Raw genomic sequence first — 17,303 nt, forward strand, 5'->3', positions numbered from 1 at the left:
GTGCTCGAATTGATTCGAACGCGGCTCGAATGACGAGCTCGGTCCGCCGGGCGTACGGCGAGCTGGACCGCGCCCAAGTGGTGTCCGCGCTGCGCGAGCTGGCGCGGCGCAACGGCGTGGCGCGGGTGACGATGCGGGAGCTGGCCGCCGAACTGGGCGCCGCGGCGCCCTCGGTGTACTACCACGTTCCCGGAAAGCGGGCGGCTCTGGATCTGCTCGCCGAATCGGTGCTGGCCGACATTCCGGTCCCGGCTGCCGGTCCCTGGGACGCCCGCCTTGCCGAACTATATTGCGCGGCACGCGAAGTCATCCTCAGTGTGCCCGGTGTGGCCGGGATTCTGCAGACCGGCGCCGGCGGAGAACGCGCCCGTCGGCTCGATCGGCTCAGCCGGGCATTGCTCGCCGAGGCAGGGCTCACCAAAACCGTTGCCGCCGCCGCTCACACGGTGCTGTACACCTACCTGCTGGGCTCGGTGAGCTTGGCGGAGGCGCGCGGTCAGCGCGATTCCAGCAGGCGGTTCCGCGCCGGCCTGGACGTGGTCATCGCCGGTATCAGGGCGTCAGAGGGGGAGTCATGACCGTTCCGAGACTGGGTTCGCTGGTGGTAAAGAACCAGGACAGCCCGGCCGATCGAGACGCCGCGGCGGTGCTGGACCCCGACACGTTCGTGATTGGTGCCCCGTTCGACGCGCTGGCCAGGCTGCGCGCAGACGCCCCAGTACACCCGGTGCAGATGTCCGAATTACCGCGGGCGTGGCTGTTGACCAAACACGCGGACGTTCGACTGGTGAGCCGCGACACGGAGACCTTCACCAGCAGCAGGGGCAACACGCTCGTCGAGGTTGAGGCCGGCCCTTCCTCGGCGATGCTGCCGGGCATCGACCCGCCGCGGCACGTCCACTACCGCAAGCTGATCAACCAGGGCTTCACCGCACGCAACGTGCTGCGCCTGGAGCCCCACATGCGGCAGGTGGCCCGCAGGATAGTCGCCGACATCAAGGACAAGGGTGAGTTCGACGCCGTGCCCGACATTTCCGCCGAGATGTCGCTGCAGGTCATCGCCGACGTACTCGGCGTTCCCGCCGAAGACCGGTTGGAGGTGTTCCGCTGGAGCAACGCGATTGGAACCCTGGGCATCGAGGATCCCGACTACGCGCCCACTCCCGAAGCGCTCGGGCAGGCGGCAGCCGAGATGTTCTCCTACTGCAACGAACTCGTTGAGCACCGACGCAAGCGCGGCCTGACCGACGACATCCTGTCCGCACTGCTGGCTGCCGAAGTCGACGGCGAAAAACTCAACCGCGACCAGCTGAACGAATTCTTCCTGCTGCTCGCGATAGCCGGCAACGAGACGACCCGAAACACACTGAGCCACGGCATCTTGGCGCTCTCGGAACACCCCGAACAACGGGCTCTGCTGTCCGCCGACCGCGACGCCGTCAAGCCGGCGGTGGAGGAATTGCTGCGCTGGGCGACTCCGGTGATGCACTTCCGGCGCACCGTCACCCGCGACGTCGAAATTCGCGGACAGCGAATACCCACCGGGGATTGGGTGCTGATGCACTACCTTTCGGCCAACCGCGACGAGGAGGTGTTCGAGAACGCCGAGGTGTTCGACGTCACCCGCACCGACGCCGGGCATGCCGCGTTCGGTGGTGGCGGCGTGCACTTCTGTCTCGGTGCCCAGCTGGCCCGGCTCGAGTTACGTGTGCTGCTAGAGGAGCTGTATCCGAACGTGCCGGAACTCACCGTCACCGGACCGCCGGACCGGCTGCGGTCGTCGTTCTTCCATGGAATCAAACGACTTCCGTGCAGCACGGGTTAGTTGTCGTCGGGGAGCCCAAACCAGCGCCGCAGCGCCCCGCGCAATTCCTGTTCCGCGGCGGGTGCAAATTCATCGGTCGCCCAGGCGACATAACCGTCGGGCCGGATCAGCATCACCGCAGCGGCGGGTTCGGCCATGCCGGCCCGCACAATCTCCACCCGATGGGACCAGCGCGCGGCCGCAACTGCGGCGTCACCCTCGCACAGGTCGAGCAACACCGGGCGCCCTTCGTGTAAGAGTTCGGCGACGCGCCGGCCACCGTCCAGCATCAGGTCAGGAACCAGCCGCCCGGCCAACGGATGGTGATCACCCACGTCGTAGCGAACGTCCGATCCCGCCAGCAGATCGGCCATGTGGCGCAACACCGTTGGCATGGCGAACAGTTCGCCCAACAGAGCACGCAGCGCGCCCACCTCCGGACCCGGCGCCATCAGCGCGGTTTGCGCCAGCGAGTGCATCATCACCCGCTGCCCAACCGGATAGCGCTCGGACTGATAGGTGTCGAGCAGCCCCGGCGGCGCCCACCCGTGAATTTCCGCCGCCAGCTTCCAGCCCAGGTTCACCGCGTCCTGCAGACCGAGATTCAGGCCGGGCCCGCCGATCGCGCTGTGCACATGGGCGGCATCGCCCAGCAGCAGGACGCGGCCGTCCCGGTAGCGCTCGGCCTGACGGGTGTTCCACCCGTTGAGCCGCCGAAGGGCATGCGGCCCATCACCTTTGGGTTCCTCGACCGGCAAATCGACACCCAGCACTCGTCGTGCGCTTTCCCGTAGTTCGGCCACCGTCATCGGGGTGTCCTCAACCGGCGGCCCCACCTCGAACGTGCCGAACAGCGGTCTACCCGGTTCGAACTCGGCGTAGATCAATCCGCCGCGATCCAGCCGGGTATGGCCGAAACCCAGCCGGCCGAAGCCGGGGATTTCCAGACCGCCGTGCCCGTCCCGCAGCCGTTCGGGGATATGCACGTGGGCGAGTCGGGCCACGGTGGGTGAGGTGCTGCCGGGGAAGTCGATGCCCATGGCCTTGCGAACGGGACTGCGCCCGCCGTCGGCGCCGACCAGGTAATCGGCGACGATTCGGTAGTCGCGCTCGGGTGAGGAGACTTCTATCGCAACGTATTCCGGTCCCGCGTGCAAGCCGGTGAGTTCATGCCCCCAGCGCAGATCGACACCCAGGTCGTGCGCCCGCTTCTCGAGTAAGCGCACCAGCCGCGGTTGAGAAATGCGCAGCGCGTACATCGGGTTGTCGGCCAGACCGAGAAAGCTCAGCGGCATCGCCGCGAACATCCAGCCGAGTGTCGGCTGCGGCGGACTCTGCTCACCACTGAAGCTGTGGTACAGCCCTCGCTGGTCCAGCATCCGAACCACCTGTCCGACAAGGCCGTTAGCTTTGGGTTCCAGGCTGGGTCCGGGCAGTAGATCGAGCACGATAGGCCGAATCCCGGTGAGCGCGAGCTCGCAGGCCAGCATGAGCCCGTTGGGTCCGGCGCCAGAGATGACGACTGGGGCGTTCCCGTCGGTCATGAGCGTCGGCCGGGCTCGGGTAGACCGGCGGCGACGGCGGCCAGTCCGTCGCGGATCAGCGTGGTGATCGCAACCGGAGGGTCGGCCGCCGCATAGGCATCGGCCGCGGCGTCGCCGACGGCACGCACGACAGCGACCACCAGCCGGGGATACATGTCGCGCCCGGGATCGGTGCCGGTGCGTTGGGCGATGGCCTCGAGCCACCCGTCGAACAGGTCCTTGGCCACCACATCACGAATTTGCGGGCTCAGCAACAACTTTCGCACCTCGGCAAGTTCCTGGCGGCTGGGCACCCAGTTCGCCTCACCGTCGAAGTCGGCGAAATCCTCTTCCAACGGCTTCAGTACGGCGATCGTGATCGCGGTCCACAACGGTTCGTCGGCGGGCCGGCGCCGCAGTTCGGCCACGCTGCGCCGCATCCGTTCGGTTTGCCGGTAGGCCAGCGCCTCGTATTTGCCGGTGAAGTAGTTGGTAAAGGTGCGCAGGGACACCCCGGCGAGGTTGGCGATGTCCTCTCGGGTGATGTTCTCCAGACCGTGGTCGAACGCCAACCGCAACGCCGCGTCACTGAGGGCGCGTCGGGTGTCGGCTTTCTTGCGTTCGCGCAGACCCGGACTGGTCACGTGAACCACCGTAGCGCGAAAGTTGCCTACTGGGCAAAATTACCCGGCAGGCAGCTATCCAGCGTCGGCCGCACCCTGCAACCGCACCTCTTCCAGATCCAAGTTCTCTTGCAACTCGCGCAGCACGATGTCGTCGATGTGGCGTTGGTCGCGCAGTTCGGTGATGGCTGCGCGTTTGCGGTCTAGGACTCGCAACCGAATCTCCCGGATCAGGTCGACCTTTTCGGTCAGATGGTTGTTCGGGGAATCGTCGGCACCGGCTTCGACCAGCATCGCGTGCTCCTCGTACTCCTTTTGCAGCCGGGCCAGGATCTTGGGCCCCGCACCGAGTTCCGCCGCGACTTCGGGCAGGGCCGCCAAGGCCGCTTCGGCACCGCGCGTGCGGGCCAGCTGTACTTCCTCGGCGCGCGCGACGTCCTCTGGCAAGCGGGCCCACCGCACGACGGCCGGCAGCGTGCTGCCCTGTACCAGGACGGTCACCAGGATTACGACCGAGACCACGAAGATGATCAGGCTGCGGTCGGGGAACGGGGCGCCGGTGTGTGTTTCCAGCGGTATGGCCAGCGCCGCCGCCAGCGACACCGCTCCACGAAAACCGGCCCAGCTGGTGACGCAGCGCTGACGGAAATCCACGTGAGTGGGCGGGTGCCGCAGACTCTTGTCGATGGCGCGACCCAGCACGGTGGTGAATTCGACCCACGCAAACCGGGTGAAGATCACCACGCCCGTGACAGCCAGGGCCAAATAGACCGCGTGCTTGATGCCGCCGTGCACGCCGATGATGCCGCGGATGTCGGCCGGGATGTTGACGCCGACGAACACCCACAGCGAGCCGTTGAGCAGAAACGTCGTGATGTCCCAGAACGCGAAGGACTGCAACCGGGACCTGGCGCGAATCACCCGTGGGCTGACATAGGTGATCACGAGCGCCGAGATAAGCACCGCCACCACACCGCTGGCGTGGAACTCCTCGGCGAGCAGGAACGCCGCGAATGGGGTCAACAGGCTCAGAGCGCCTTCCTCGAGTGGCGCGTCGATGCGCCGCCGCAACAGGGTGACCAGCCCGCCGACGATAAGCCCGGCCGCGATCCCGCCCAAGTAGGAATAGATGAACCGGCCGGTCAGGGCGAGCGGTCCGACCGCGCTGCCGCCGACGGCGACGGAGACGGTCACGCCGAACAGCACCAGCGCGGTGCCGTCGTTGATGAGGCTCTCTCCGCGCAGCACGGTCAGCGCGCGTCGCGGCAGCTTCTTGGCGAGGCCGGCGACGGCGGCGGCGTCGGTCGGGGAGAGCACGGCACCCAAGACCGCGGCCGCGTGGGACTCCATGCCCATCGCGCGCGCCGTCCACGACACCGCGACCGCAGTGGCGATCACCAGGCCGACGCTGGTCATCACGATCACCCGGATGTTGGCTTTGATCTCGCGGAAGCTGGTGTTAAGGCTCTCCCAGTACAGGATTGCGGGCAGGAACAGCAACAACACCAGTTCGCCCTGGATGTGGATGTTGCCGAAACGCGGGATCAGGCCGAGCAGCGCACCGAGGAAGATCAGCAGGACGGGGGGACCGACGCGGTACTTCTGGCCCAGGATGGTCCCCAGGACCACCGTGGTAACCAGCGCAACAATGACGATGAGCGCAAACACTTGCCCATCTTTGCCTATCGGTCAGGTGGTGTCGCTACGAGCAGTCGCAGCAGTCACCGCAGTCGCAACAGCAGCCGTCGCCTTCGCAGCAGGTGTCGCAGCAGCACTCACACTCGCAGTCGCAGCAGCAGGCGTCGGTACAGGTGTTCCAGCAGCCTTCCTTCTTCTTGGGCTGCACCTCGGGCGGAATTTCACCAGGCGCGCCAGGGAAGTTGCCGAACGCCTGGTCGCCGAAATTGATGCCGTCCTGCTGGCCGTGCGGAGTTCCGGAACCGGGGTAGTTGGCCCGTGAAGCGGAGCCGCCGAAGGTACGGGATACCGCGCGATGCAGCTCCTTGGTCAACAGCCGCCGGGGCAGCCGTCCGTCGGTGAAGTCCACGTCGTTGAGGGCCAGCTCGATACCCAGCACCGCGTCATCGCACAGCGCGCGAACCTGGGCGACGGGCGTTTCGGTGGCGGCTAACGGATTCCACTTTCCGTGCGCCAGGTCGTGGTGATAGTCCTCGACCGCGTCCAGCAGGTGGGCGACCCGCCCGAACAGCTGGCCGATCTCGGCGAGCGGCGCCGCATTGGCCGGGCGACCGGCCAGCACCGCGGTGTGGGCGAACGCCGCGGCCACCGCCGTCTCGGTCGGTTCGGTCACCTCGAGCAGCGAGCTGCCGGGCCCCGCCGTGGCTTCCAATGCGGTCTGGCGGTCCATCGCCGCGATCAGCACGCCGGCGTCGAAACCCAACGCGTAGCCGGTGTCGGTGCCTCGGCGCACCCAGCGTTCGGCGATGCGGCGGGCCGCGGGCCGTACCGCGGCCACCCCCGCCAGACCGTCTTGGTCGTCCACGTGGTCACGAACCTTGGCGGCGGCGAGTGCCAGTGACACGACGGCGGCCAGGCGGACGCATTCGCCGGTTGCCACGTCCGCGCGCTTCATGCCGCGCAGTGGGCACGGACCGGCGGTGCGGCGGGTCGGTTGGCGGTCTGATTGCGCTTCGACCAGAAGCGAGACGATCAAGCCGTCATAATTGGTCGCGATCCGGGCGGCCTGCCCGTAGTCGTCCCGCAGCGCCAGGCACAGGCCGCACAACTGAGCTCGCCAGGCCGCGGTGAGTTCGCCGCCGAGCCGATGCCGGCACGGCCGAATGATGCCAAACACGCATTGAAGCTACCGGACGGTTTGCTGCAGTGCGCCGAAATCGGACTTCGGGTGTGGCGCGGTGTGTTGGCCGGTGGTGAAAGCTGATGTGCCGATAGAGCTTTGGACGTGCGTAGCATGCTGAGCTCCGGCCCCTGGATGCGCTCGCAGAGCCGGCCGCACGCAGTCCATTTGCATTGCGCTGCCGAAGGTCTCGGCGGACGGCGGCCAGGGGGCTATGGTGCTGGGATGAAGGTCAGGTTGCTGACGTCAATGGCAGCGTTGCTGCTGCTGGCGGGGTGCACGGGCGGGAACGAGACGGCGACCAAGAGCGTCGATGTCCCGATCGACGACGTGTTGAACCAGAGCGCCATCAGCCGCGACGTCACGTTGGCGGTCGGGGAGACGCTGAAGGTCTCGTTGGGGGCCAATCACAGCACGCCGTACCGCTGGACACCCGATCCGAAGATCGCTGACACCGCCGTTCTGAAGCAGACCGGCCACGAGTACATCCACGCGGACACCGACCGGGTTGGTGCCCCAGGTACCGAGGTCTGGATGTTCAGCTCACTGCGCCCCGGCAAGACGACCATCGTCGCCAGCTACGGCAGCATCGTGGGTGACGCCGCCCCGACGTGCGTCTTCACCGCCAATGTGACGGTGCAATAGATTCCAGCGCAACAGCTTTGCGACTTAGGAGGAAGGGATGGCAGTGCCAGTCGAGACTGTGGTGGAGTTCCACTTCGATCCGATGTGCCCGTTCGCCTATCAAACCTCGGTATGGATGCGCGCGGTCCGCGAGCAGGTGGACCTCACCGTCAACTGGCGGTTCTTCAGCCTGGAAGAGGTCAACAGGGTCGAAGGTAAGAAGCATCCGTGGGAGCGCGACTGGTCCTATGGGTGGTCGTTGATGCGGATCGGCGCGCTGCTGCGCCGAACGGATATGGCGTTGCTCGACCAGTGGTATGCCGTGATCGGACGCGAACTGCACGACCGCGGGGGCAAACCGCACGATCCCGAAGTCGCCCGCCGGTTGCTCGGGGAAATCGGTGCCGCCCCGGCGACTTTTGATGCGGCACTTGACGATCCGACCACCCACGACGAGGTGCGTGCCGAGCATCAGCGGGTGGTCGACGCGGGCGGCTTCGGGGTCCCGACGCTATTCGTCAACGGGCAGTGCTTGTTCGGTCCGGTGCTGGTGAATCCCCCGACAGGCGCGGACGCGGTCAAACTGTGGCAAGTCGTGACCGGCATGGCCGAGTTTCCGCATGTATATGAACTGCAGCGGCCGAAGTCGGCGGCGGACGCCGAACTGATCGGCCGCAGCCTGCGGCCCTATCTCGACGGCCGGGACTGGGTCAGCATCAATCGCGGCGAGGTCGTCGACGTCGATCGGCTCGCCGGCCGCTAGACCATCGCGAACGGTGAGACCTTCGCCCCAATTGCCAACGCGCCGGCCAGTTCTCGGCTGGTGTCGTAGTCGAAGATGACGTGTCCGCTCAGCACGTCGATGTCTCGCTTAGCCCGCTGCAGGGGGTTGTCCAGGAAGTGTGCGCTGGCCCCGGAGGCCTCGAGCAGGTTGCCGATCACGCTGCGAGATTCCTTGACGATGTGCGCCGCGGCAAGGCGGGCGTCGGCGCGCACGGCGCGCGGCACCCGATCTCCGGCCGCGAGGATCGCCTCGATGCGCTCGATGTTGTCGTCCAGTAATCCCGGCAAGGCACCCAAGCGGACGCGTGCTTCGCCCAGGCGTGCCTGAGCTATCGGTTTGTCTTTCTGACGGCTGCCCTCGTAGGCGATGACACGCTCGCAGAGGCGTTCGGTGAACAGTTCGAGCACGCGCTCGGCCGTTCCCAATGCCGGCATGGCGGCCAGAAGCGACAGTGCGGGCACCATCGGCCAGCGGTACAGATCGGCGTCGTGCAGGTCCGCCCCCGGTGTGGTGCCGGCGTAGATGTCGGTGACTTTGACCAGCCGGTGCGCCGGCACGAACACGTCGCTCACGACGACGTCGTTGGAGCCGGTGGCGCGCATGCCGTCGGTCTGCCAGACGTCGACCACCGTGAAGTCGGTGGCGGGCAGCAGCGCGAGCGCGGGGTAGATCCCGTCGTCGGGGCCGCAGAGTGCGCCGACGACGGTCCAGTTGCCCTCCATCACGCCAGTGGCCCAGGACCAGCGCCCGGTGAGTCGGACGCCACCGTCGACGGGGGTGCCGCGCCCGGTGGGGCCAGCGGCGACGATGCCAGGAATGGCTTGCTTGCGAAGCCCTCCTCTTGGGCTTCCCGGTCGAACAGCGCCAGCATCCAGTTGTGCAGGGCGAAGAAGCCGGCGGTCCAAGCCGTCGAGGCACAGCCGTGCGCCAGACGCCGGACGGGTGCCAGGAGGGACCGAAATTCGGCCTGCCGGCCGCCGTAGCGGGCCGGCTTCAGCAGATTGAAAAGCCCGGACTCATCCAGTTCGGCCATGGTTTCGGCCGGTAGCCGCCGTAGCTCCTCGGCTCGTCGGGCGCGTTGCCGCAGCCGCTCGACGAGGGCATCGGGCACAACGGCTGTGGCTACGGTCATTTAGGCACCATACCGTTTAGTATGGTCAGGGTCGCAGCAGGAAGTCCAGGAACCTTTCGCGTTGCAGCGCTTCCTTCTTGGGTGCGGGGCCAGACAGATGCAGCAGCCCGACGCCAGCTGCAAAGGTGGCCTGAGCGCGCAACTCGGCGTCCTCGGATTCGAAACCGAAGTCCGAGAACGCTTGTCGGACTGCTTTGAGGAGCCGGCGGTCGGCCGCCCGAACGGCGGCGGCAACTGTTTCGTCGGAGCGGGCCCACTCCCGCATGGCGCGCTCCAGTGACCACTGTCGAGGCCGTACCAGCGAGGCCATCATGCGCGACAGCCGCTCCCTGGGCTCGACATCGCGCATCTGCTCGATCTCGCTGCGGTCTTCGTCCTTTAGCTGCGCCCAGGACTCGATCAGCGCACGGCGGTAGGCTGCCATGTCGGCGAAATGCCAGTAGAAGCTGCCTTTCGTCACATTGAGTCGACCGCACAACCGATCGAGCTTGAGCGCGTTGAGTCCCTCCTCGGCCACGATCGCGTAGCCGGCTTGCAGCCAATCGTTCACCGACAGGCGGCTGTTGGTCGCCATGGAGCGCAGCTTACGGGTTACATGGCTACGTAGACGGGAAACCCTGGGGTGACCATCGAGAAAGGATCATGCATGACTTCGCGGCTCCGGGTCCGGCGTCCGGGCACCCGGTTCGGTCCCTATGAACTGCGGTCGCTGATCGGCAGCGGTGGGATGGGCGAGGTGTACCGGGCCTACGACACATCCAAGGGCCGGATGGTTGCACTCAAGTTGCTGCGCGCCGACCTGGCCGCGGACCCCGGGTTTCAGGAGCGCTTTCGGCGCGAGTGTGAACTGGCCGCCCGGTTGCAGGAGCCGCATGTCATCCCGGTGCACGACTTCGGCCGGATCGACGGGGTGTTGTTCATCGACATGCGCCTGGTCGAGGGCGAAACGCTACGGGACCTGCTGCAGGCGCGCGGTGCGCTGGATCCCGCACAGACGGCGGCGATCATCGCTCAGGTCGCCTCCGCGCTGGATGCCGCGCACGCCGACGGGCTGGTGCACCGTGATGTGAAGCCGGAGAACGTGCTGCTGACAGCCGATCATTTCGCCTACCTGGCCGACTTCGGCATCGCTCGTAGCAGTGCTGATCCGCGGGTGACGGCGGGCGGTTGGCTGATGGGGTCGTGCGCCTACATGGCACCGGAGCGATTCAGCGACGGCTGGGTGGGGCCGCAGACCGACGTGTACTCGCTGACGTGCGTGCTCTACGAGTGCCTCACCGGCCAGCCGCCTTTCGAACATGCCGAAATCCAGCAGTTGATCAGCGCGCACATGCTCTCGGTGCCGCCCCGCCCCAGCATCATGCGCCGAGGGATCGATCGGGCTTTCGACGGGATCGTCGCCACCGGCCTGGCCAAGCAACCCGCGGCTCGATTCAGCTCGGCGGGGGAACTGGCGATGGCGGTGCGCGAGGCCGCAGGTTCCGGGCTGGCGCCGGCACCGGCCCCGCCCCCAGTGCCCACAGCGAGACCGGGGCCGACGCCGGGTCCGACACCGGGGCAACCGGTGCGGACCAGGCCGTTCCCGGTCAGCTACGAGAATCCGAACGACACCGGATACAGTCCATACCCGCCATCGCGGTCCCAACCCGTCCCGCGTCGCGCGCGGGATTTGGGTCGCATGCCGGTGCTGGTCGGTGGCGTCGCGGCCGCCATGTTGGTGGTGGCGGCGGTACTGGCGGTTGTATTGGCCGTTGGCAATCGGCCCACGCGCGACGTCGCGGCACCGGCACCCCAGCCGCCGACGGCGTCGCCGACCCCCGCCCTGTCACAGCCGGTCGACGGCGCCGACGGGTTGGGCTTCATCGGCCATCCGGCGCGGTGCGACGCCGGAAACCCGCCGGCCGCGGTGCTGCGAACCGCGCAGTCGCTGGCCGTGATCTGCCAGGCCGGCCCGGACAGCTTCTACTACCGCGGTGAGCGCATCCGGGACGGCGCCAACATCGAACTCGCCAACGCGGTGCGGTCGTCCGGCGGCTTCGACGTGACCAACCCCGCCAACGGTGTCCGCTACGAGGTTCGTCCGCAACGACTCACCATCCGCAGCGGCGGTCACGTCGACTCGGCCGAACCCGTGCTGCAGTACGCCGTGGCCAAGTGAGCCAATAGCGCGCGTGCTCAACCCGCGCCGAAGACCACGCCCGGGTTGAGGATGCCGACCGGGTCGAAGCTCTGCTTGATCCGGCGCATCAGCGCGACCTTGGCCGGGTCCTCGAGTTTGAGATAGTACGGCGTCTTGGCCCGGCCGAGCCCGTGTTCCCCGGAGATTGCTCCACCCAATTCCATTGCCAGGGCGAAGATCTCGGTCATCAACTGCTTGCGCTTGGCGGTATCCTTGAGCAGGATTGCCAGGTGCACGTTGCCGTCACCGGCGTGTCCGCAGCCGGCTGCCGCGCCGCCGGCCGCCGCCGCCAGATCCCGTGCGGCATTGAGGAACTTGGGCATCGCTGACCTCGGCACCACAGTGTCGATGATGTCGTCCGCACCGACCGCCTTGGCCGTCCAGAATGCCTTCTCGCGTGCCTCGACCAGCCGGCGGGCCGCACTACCTTCGAGCACATAAGCATCCGCGGCACCCAACTCGGCGAGCAGCTCACCGGTGCGCTCGACGTCTTCGTCGAGCCGGTCCGACGTCCTGCCCTCAAGGGCCACAACGAGATAGGCTGCACAACTGTCCCGGATGCGATCCGGAATGCCTAGTTCGAGGTTCTGGGTGTGCACCAGGCCGGCCATGGTCATGTTGTCGAGGTATTCGAGTATGTAGGGGGCGAGTCCGCTGGCAAGGATGGCGGGTACCGCGGTCATGACCTGGTCGAAGTCGGCGAACGGGGCAAGCACGGTGGCGCTGTGGGCCGCCCGCGGATGGAGCTTGACGATGACCTCGGTGGCCAACGCCAGGGTGCCTTCGGAGCCGATGATCAGCTGGGTCAGGTCGTAACCCGTTGACACCTTTGCGATTTTGCCACCGGTTCGGATGATCTCACCGGTCGGCAGCACCGCCTGCAGGCCAAGCACGTTGTGTCGCGCGACCCCATACTTGACCGCGCGCATGCCGCCTGCGTTTGTTCCGACGTTGCCGCCGACACTGGAGGACAGCTCGCCGGGATACACCATGTAGCGAAGTCCGAATTCGTCGGTCGCCGCGTCGAGTTCGGTCAGCGTCACTCCCGGCTGGACCACGGCGACCTGGTTGGTGGTGTCGACTTCCAGCACCGCGTTCATCCGCTCGAAGGAGATCAGCAACCCGCCGGCCTCGGGCCGCGCCGCCCCGGACAGGCCGCAGCCCGAGCCGCGCGCCGTCACCGGGATGGTGTGTTCTGCGGCGGTCTTGAGCAGTTGGGCGACTTCCTCGGCGCTGGCCGGCTTGGCCACATACGCCGGCGCCTGCGGTGGTTGTGTCAGCTCTTCGTCGTGGGAGTAATCCTCCGGGATCGAATCGCCGGTCAGCAGGTTGTTCTCGCCCACGATTTTTGCGAACCGCGCCGTCATGTCACTCATCGGCCTGCCCTTCTCGCCACTTGTGCGCGGTTCACTTTACGTTCGCACACGCCCCTACGGTGTGAAGGTGACCGGCAGCTTGCCCAGGCCGGTCATGCTCGGGTTGCCCAAGTATTGGCGAACGCCATCGAGATCTACTCGGTAGTCCGGGATCCGGTCGAGGACCGCCTTGACCATGACCTCGGACATCGTTCTGGCCAAATGCGATCCGATGCACCGATGGGGTCCGAGACCGAAGGCGAGATGGCGATTAGGCGAGCGGTCCAGGACGATCTCGTCGGGTCTGTCGAACTCGGTCTCGTCGTGGTTGGCGGCGAGCCAGCTGATGATTACGCGGTCGTTGCGCCGGAGCCGTCGGCCGGCTACCTCAACGTCGCGGGTCACCGTGCGGCTCAGTTGCTGGTTGACCGAGAAGAAGCGCAGGAACTCGTCCGTCGCGGTGCGGTAGAGCTCGGGCTGATCGATGAGTCGCCGGCGCAGGTCCGGGTGGGTGCCCAAGTGCAGCAGGGTAAGTGCGGTCTGTGACGTCGTGGTGTCGACGCCGCCGCCGATGAGATTCCACAGGATGCCGAGCAGTTGCTCGTCGGTGAGGCGGTGGCCGTCGAATTCGAACTGCAGGAGGAAACTGGTGACGTCGTCGTGCGGATCGACCCGTCGGGCAGCGGCGAACTCGAGGACGCCTTGCATCAATCCTGGGACCTCGGCGATCGCGTCGGCGTACTCCGGGCTGTCCTGGGGAACGGCCATGACGGAGTGGAAGAGGTTTGCATAGCGCTGCCAATCGTCGTAGGGCAGCCCTATCAGCTTCATGGTGAGGATGGCGGGGACCGGACTGGCGTAGTTCAGCACCAGGTCCATTCGGCCATCGGCAACATGCCGATCGAGGAATCCGTGGGCGAGTTCGTCCATGAACGGCCGCAACCGCTGGACGGCTCCGGGCGAGAAGAACGGCGCCAAACCGTGCCGCAGCGCCTGATGGTAAGGGCCGTCGACCTCGCCGATGCCCAGGGCTGGTTGCCCTGCCGGGCGGGGGACACCCATCTCACCCTGATAGTCGATGCCGTCCGGTGAGCCCGGGTCGTACTTATGCGCGAACGTCTCGCCGTCCCGGGCGACCTGGCTGACCGCCGCATAGCTGGTGAGAAACCAGAAGCCGCCGTAGTTGGTGTTCCACGCGACGGGGCAGCTGCGTCGGAGCTCGGCGCTGATCTCGAGCTCGTTGAGGTTGAAATCGTCGCTGTGGTGGTCGAAGCCGACGATGGCATCGTCCGGTATGTCCGCGTGGGTGGGGACTCGAGCCATCCAGCCGCCTTCTCTGCTTTTCGAGGCGCTACCGCTATTCGGCTATCTTTGCACTGTTAGGGGCCCGGCTGGTAGCGGAGGCTGTAATGGGAACGCAGCGATCGGTTTTCAACCATGTCGGGTTGTGCGTCAGCGACCGCGCGCGGTCACGGCGGTTTTACGAGGGGCTGCTGGGCTTCGAGTACTGGTGGGAACTCGATGCCCCCGACGACGGAACGGACCGGCTGCTTCAGTTGGACCCGCCGGTCGGGTTGCACGCCACCTACCTGGTGCGGGACGGGCTGGTGCTGGAGCTGCTCGACTACTCGGGCCGCTCGGTGCATGCCGGGCCGGCCCGGGCGATGGATCATGTCGGTCTGACCCATCTGTCCTTCTCGGTCGCCGACCTGGGCGGTGTGCTGAACCGGGTGGCGGAGTTCGGCGGCGAGGTGGTCGGCGGGACCGAGTCGGTGACGTCGGCGATGGTGCGCGATCCCGACGGGCAATTGTTGGAGCTACTGGCGGACGGGTGGCTGGCCGCGCTCCCGCCGCGTCCCTGATTTCGACGCGCGGACAAGCGCGCCTCACCGAAAAGTCTCAACTACAGCTTTACCCTTTCCCTCGTGACGGTCGGGGAGTGCTTACTTCTGCCAGGGTTCGAGGTGCTGTCGGCACTGGATTTCGACTGCGAGATTCCGTGCATCTGCCGAAAGTTCTGCGGGGAGGCAGACCATTCGGCGGACTGGTGGATAACGCTCTCGTGTGGGTGCCGATACCCGTTCTGCAACAAGGCATTACGGATATCAAGGATGCGGTTGAAGATCCGCCCGCTGACGTGCCGGTTGTGTTCGGCGGATGACATCGTGATCACCCGGGTGCGGCGGACCTAGTCCGCCGCACTTCTTCACTTTTTCCGGAGCGCCACGATCTGGTTGTTACGCCCACCGACGTAGACGGTCCCCACGTTGTCGACCGCCAAACCCCACGGGTTCTGCAGTCCGGTGAAATGCAACTCCTCCTGTGTGGAGGAGCCGGCCGGCAGTTTGAGCGTCCGGCTGTTGCCGGTGTCGGTGACGTAGACGGCACCCTGGCTGTCCAGCGTGACGCCGCCCGGCTGCTTCAGGCCGGTAAACGGCAGTGCTACTTGCTTCTTGGTGTCGGTGGGCAACATCAGCACCCGGTTGTTGCCGCCGTCGGACACATACACCGTTCCGCCGCTGTTGACCACCAGGCCGGTCGGCGCGCTCAGCCCGGTGAATGGCACCTCGGTTTGCGCATTCGACCCGGCAGCCAGTGCCACCACGCGATTGTTGGCCGTGTCGGTCACGTACACGGTGCGGCTGCCGTCCACCGACAGCCCGGTCGGATTGCCGAGGTCGTGGAATTGCAGTACTTCCTGCTTCTGCGAGCCTGAGCGCAGCACCAGCACCCGCTTGTTGCCCGCGTCGTTGACGTAGACCGTGCCGGTGTTGTCCGCGGTGACTCCGGTCGGATAGTTCAGGCCCTCGAAGGGCAAAACGACTGGCTCGTTGGCGCCCGCGAACAGCGCCAGGATCCGGTTCTTCGGGGTGTCGGCGACGTACACCGTGCCGCCGCTGTCCACCGATAGGCCCTGAGGGTCACGCAGTCCGGTGAAAGGCAGCGTCACCTGCTCGAACTCGTCGCCTTTAGGACTGGGCTGATTGACGAAAACCACGGTCACGATGGCCACCACCACGGCCAACAGCGCGGCTGTGATGGCCACGGCCTTCCGCCGCCACCAGGGTCGCGCCGGTTTCGGCGGCGTCGCGGGCGGTCGGGCGGCAGGCTCCGGCCGTGGCGGCGAGTAGACCGGTGGCACCGGGCGGGCCATGGTCGGGGTGGGGTCGAGTTGCCGCGGTGACGGTGGTGGTGGGCTCGGCGGCGGGGGTGGCTGCGGGGGCGGCGTTTGCGGGGGTGGCCGCTGGGGCAGGCCACGGCCATCGGAGCGGGTGTCGAAGTGCACGTGGTACGGATTGTTCGCCGGCTGGGTTCGGACCGGCGGCGGCACCCTGGTGGGGATGGGCATGGTCATAGCGCTCTGGGCTGCTTGGGCGAACTCCACCGCGGTGCTGTAGCGATCGTTGGGATGTTTGGCCATGCCCTTGGCGATGACGGAGTCCAAGCCCGCCGGCAACTCGGGAATCGTGCTCGACGGCCGCGGCGGGGGAGTCCGCAGGTGGCCGCCGATCTGTTGTTCCAAGGTGTTGCCGGGGAACGGTGACTGGGCGGTCAAGCACTCGTAAAGCACGCAGGCCAGCGAGTAGACATCGGAGCGGGCGTCGGCGTTGTCGCCGCTGAATCGCTCCGGCGCCATGTAATGGTAGGTGCCGATCACGTCACCGACCTTCGTTAGGGCCAAATCGCCTGCGGCGCGCGCGATTCCGAAGTCGATGAGATAGGCGAAGTCGTCGGCGTCGATCATGATGTTGGAGGGCTTCACATCCCGGTGCAGCAGCCCGTCCTTGTGCGCGGCATGCAACGCCTTGGCGGTCTGCCCGATGATGTGCACCGCGCGATCCGGTGGCAGCGGCCCGTGACTGAGCACCGTCTCCAGGTCATGGCCTTCGATCAGGCGCATGTCGACGAACAGTCGCCCATTGATCTCGCCATAGGTGTGAATGGGGATGAGGTGTGGGCTGTTCAACCGCGCGGTGGCGTGGGCTTCCCGACGGAAGCGTTGCTGGAAGACGTTGTCGTTGGAGATCTCGGTCGGCAGGATTTTGAGCGCAACAACCCGGTCGGTGTCCGTGTCATAGGCGCGCCAGACCTCGCCCATGCCGCCACGGCCCATCAACTCGATCAGCCGGTACCGCCCGAACGGCGTTCCCTCCAACAAGCCCTCCTATCTAAAGGATCAGATCCTGACGCGGCCCATGCAAGTCACACCAAATTCTTACGTTACGGGCCACCTTCCGCGCCTGATTTCTGACCGTTCATTAATGAATTTAGTCAGCGAGGTACCTTTAGCGCCATTAAATCGCCTGTTGACAGGCCGTTCCTACGTCAACCCTACTTCCGGCGAACCCGGCCGTCTCCCAATGCCACTGCGGCCCAGAGAATTCCGAAATGCGTACTGCCAAGGTCCGAGATTGGGATCGGTAGCCGGGCGGGCCCCGTGGACTGTCGACACAAGGCGGG

Annotated in this window: 15 protein-coding genes and 1 pseudogene; 7 read left to right on the forward strand and 9 right to left on the reverse strand. The window is 66.5% G+C overall.

The window, feature by feature from the left end:
- Positions 1 to 29 precede the first annotated feature (29 nt).
- Positions 30 to 578 (forward strand): TetR/AcrR family transcriptional regulator C-terminal domain-containing protein, encoded by a 549-nt coding sequence (locus BN972_RS14755; protein ID WP_036359155.1) that lies wholly within the window; start codon positions 30 to 32, stop codon positions 576 to 578.
- Positions 575 to 1,825 (forward strand): cytochrome P450, encoded by a 1,251-nt coding sequence (locus BN972_RS14760; protein ID WP_036359158.1) that lies wholly within the window; start codon positions 575 to 577, stop codon positions 1,823 to 1,825. Before BN972_RS14755 ends, BN972_RS14760 begins: the two co-directional genes overlap by 4 nt.
- On the opposite strand, the gene BN972_RS14765 is transcribed toward BN972_RS14760, so the two are convergent.
- Genes BN972_RS14765 through BN972_RS14780 form a run of 4 tightly spaced genes read right to left on the reverse strand, consistent with a single transcriptional unit; the run spans position 1,822 to position 6,765 of the window.
- Complete coding sequence (locus BN972_RS14765; RefSeq protein ID WP_036359162.1) at positions 1,822 to 3,348, reverse strand: FAD-dependent monooxygenase; 1,527 nt, start codon at positions 3,346 to 3,348, stop codon at positions 1,822 to 1,824. The genes BN972_RS14760 and BN972_RS14765 overlap by 4 nt on opposite strands.
- Positions 3,345 to 3,971 (reverse strand): TetR/AcrR family transcriptional regulator, encoded by a 627-nt coding sequence (locus tag BN972_RS14770; protein WP_036359165.1) that lies wholly within the window; start codon positions 3,969 to 3,971, stop codon positions 3,345 to 3,347. The genes BN972_RS14765 and BN972_RS14770 overlap by 4 nt, the downstream gene beginning before the upstream one ends.
- 54 nt (positions 3,972 to 4,025) lie before the next feature.
- Positions 4,026 to 5,618 carry a Na+/H+ antiporter gene (locus tag BN972_RS14775; RefSeq protein WP_036359168.1) on the reverse strand — a complete coding sequence of 531 codons (1,593 nt, stop codon included), beginning with the start codon at positions 5,616 to 5,618 and terminating at the stop codon, positions 4,026 to 4,028.
- Between the two features lie 34 nt (positions 5,619 to 5,652).
- Positions 5,653 to 6,765 carry a DUF5685 family protein gene (locus BN972_RS14780; protein ID WP_036359170.1) on the reverse strand — a complete coding sequence of 371 codons (1,113 nt, stop codon included), beginning with the start codon at positions 6,763 to 6,765 and terminating at the stop codon, positions 5,653 to 5,655.
- A gap of 228 nt (positions 6,766 to 6,993) precedes the next feature.
- On the opposite strand from BN972_RS14780, the gene BN972_RS14785 reads away from it, so the two are divergent.
- Together BN972_RS14785 and BN972_RS14790 are read left to right on the forward strand one after the other, a co-directional pair.
- Positions 6,994 to 7,413 carry a protease inhibitor I42 family protein gene (locus tag BN972_RS14785; protein ID WP_036359173.1) on the forward strand — a complete coding sequence of 140 codons (420 nt, stop codon included), beginning with the start codon at positions 6,994 to 6,996 and terminating at the stop codon, positions 7,411 to 7,413.
- A 37-nt stretch (positions 7,414 to 7,450) separates the two neighbouring features.
- A complete protein-coding gene (locus BN972_RS14790) occupies positions 7,451 to 8,155 on the forward strand; it encodes a mycothiol-dependent nitroreductase Rv2466c family protein (protein WP_036359176.1) in 705 nt (234 codons plus the stop codon).
- Here the strand turns inward: BN972_RS14790 and BN972_RS14795 are convergent.
- A pseudogene (locus BN972_RS14795) lies at positions 8,152 to 9,308 on the reverse strand (acyl-CoA dehydrogenase family protein). The gene BN972_RS14790 and the pseudogene BN972_RS14795 sit on opposite strands and share 4 nt — an antisense overlap.
- Positions 9,309 to 9,333: 25 nt before the next feature.
- Positions 9,334 to 9,882, reverse strand: coding sequence for a TetR/AcrR family transcriptional regulator (locus BN972_RS14800; RefSeq protein WP_036359179.1), 549 nt, complete (start codon positions 9,880 to 9,882; stop codon positions 9,334 to 9,336).
- Between the two features lie 72 nt (positions 9,883 to 9,954).
- Between BN972_RS14800 and BN972_RS14805 the strand changes: the two genes are divergently transcribed.
- Positions 9,955 to 11,466, forward strand: a complete 1,512-nt coding sequence (locus tag BN972_RS14805) for a serine/threonine-protein kinase (protein WP_036359182.1) — start codon at positions 9,955 to 9,957, stop codon at positions 11,464 to 11,466.
- 17 nt (positions 11,467 to 11,483) lie between these two features.
- Here the strand turns inward: BN972_RS14805 and BN972_RS14810 are convergent, their stop codons facing one another.
- Both BN972_RS14810 and BN972_RS14815 read right to left on the reverse strand, forming a co-directional pair.
- Entirely contained in the window at positions 11,484 to 12,863 is a 1,380-nt protein-coding gene (locus BN972_RS14810; protein WP_036359185.1) for an FAD-binding oxidoreductase, read from the reverse strand.
- A 54-nt stretch (positions 12,864 to 12,917) separates the two neighbouring features.
- Positions 12,918 to 14,165, reverse strand: coding sequence for a cytochrome P450 (locus BN972_RS14815; RefSeq protein WP_051545475.1), 1,248 nt, complete (start codon positions 14,163 to 14,165; stop codon positions 12,918 to 12,920).
- Between the two features lie 86 nt (positions 14,166 to 14,251).
- Between BN972_RS14815 and BN972_RS14820 the strand changes: the two genes are divergently transcribed.
- Together BN972_RS14820 and BN972_RS28295 are read left to right on the forward strand one after the other, a co-directional pair.
- Positions 14,252 to 14,704 (forward strand): VOC family protein, encoded by a 453-nt coding sequence (locus BN972_RS14820; protein ID WP_036359188.1) that lies wholly within the window; start codon positions 14,252 to 14,254, stop codon positions 14,702 to 14,704.
- A gap of 63 nt (positions 14,705 to 14,767) precedes the next feature.
- Positions 14,768 to 15,034, forward strand: coding sequence for a hypothetical protein (locus BN972_RS28295; RefSeq protein WP_235192461.1), 267 nt, complete (start codon positions 14,768 to 14,770; stop codon positions 15,032 to 15,034).
- Between the two features lie 14 nt (positions 15,035 to 15,048).
- On the opposite strand, the gene BN972_RS14830 is transcribed toward BN972_RS28295, so the two are convergent.
- Entirely contained in the window at positions 15,049 to 16,998 is a 1,950-nt protein-coding gene (locus tag BN972_RS14830) for a serine/threonine-protein kinase PknD (RefSeq protein WP_036360919.1), read from the reverse strand.
- Positions 16,999 to 17,303 lie beyond the last annotated feature (305 nt).

It is taken from the genome of Mycobacterium asiaticum DSM 44297 (assembly GCF_000613245.1).
Lineage (GTDB): Bacteria > Actinomycetota > Actinomycetes > Mycobacteriales > Mycobacteriaceae > Mycobacterium > Mycobacterium asiaticum.

Bases quoted from the DNA above. Each gene is read 5' to 3' on its own strand.
- BN972_RS14755 (WP_036359155.1), top strand. From the start codon at position 30: ATGACGAGCTCGGTCCGCCGGGCGTACGGCGAGCTGGACCGCGCCCAA.
- BN972_RS14790 (WP_036359176.1), top strand. From the start codon at position 7,451: ATGGCAGTGCCAGTCGAGACTGTGGTGGAGTTCCACTTCGATCCGATG.
- BN972_RS14800 (WP_036359179.1), bottom strand. From the start codon at position 9,882: ATGGCGACCAACAGCCGCCTGTCGGTGAACGATTGGCTGCAAGCCGGC.
- BN972_RS14765 (WP_036359162.1), bottom strand. From the start codon at position 3,348: ATGACCGACGGGAACGCCCCAGTCGTCATCTCTGGCGCCGGACCCAAC.
- BN972_RS14760 (WP_036359158.1), top strand. From the start codon at position 575: ATGACCGTTCCGAGACTGGGTTCGCTGGTGGTAAAGAACCAGGACAGC.
- BN972_RS14815 (WP_051545475.1), bottom strand. From the start codon at position 14,165: ATGGCTCGAGTCCCCACCCACGCGGACATACCGGACGATGCCATCGTC.
- BN972_RS14810 (WP_036359185.1), bottom strand. From the start codon at position 12,863: ATGAGTGACATGACGGCGCGGTTCGCAAAAATCGTGGGCGAGAACAAC.
- BN972_RS14820 (WP_036359188.1), top strand. From the start codon at position 14,252: ATGGGAACGCAGCGATCGGTTTTCAACCATGTCGGGTTGTGCGTCAGC.
- BN972_RS14785 (WP_036359173.1), top strand. From the start codon at position 6,994: ATGAAGGTCAGGTTGCTGACGTCAATGGCAGCGTTGCTGCTGCTGGCG.
- BN972_RS14805 (WP_036359182.1), top strand. From the start codon at position 9,955: ATGACTTCGCGGCTCCGGGTCCGGCGTCCGGGCACCCGGTTCGGTCCC.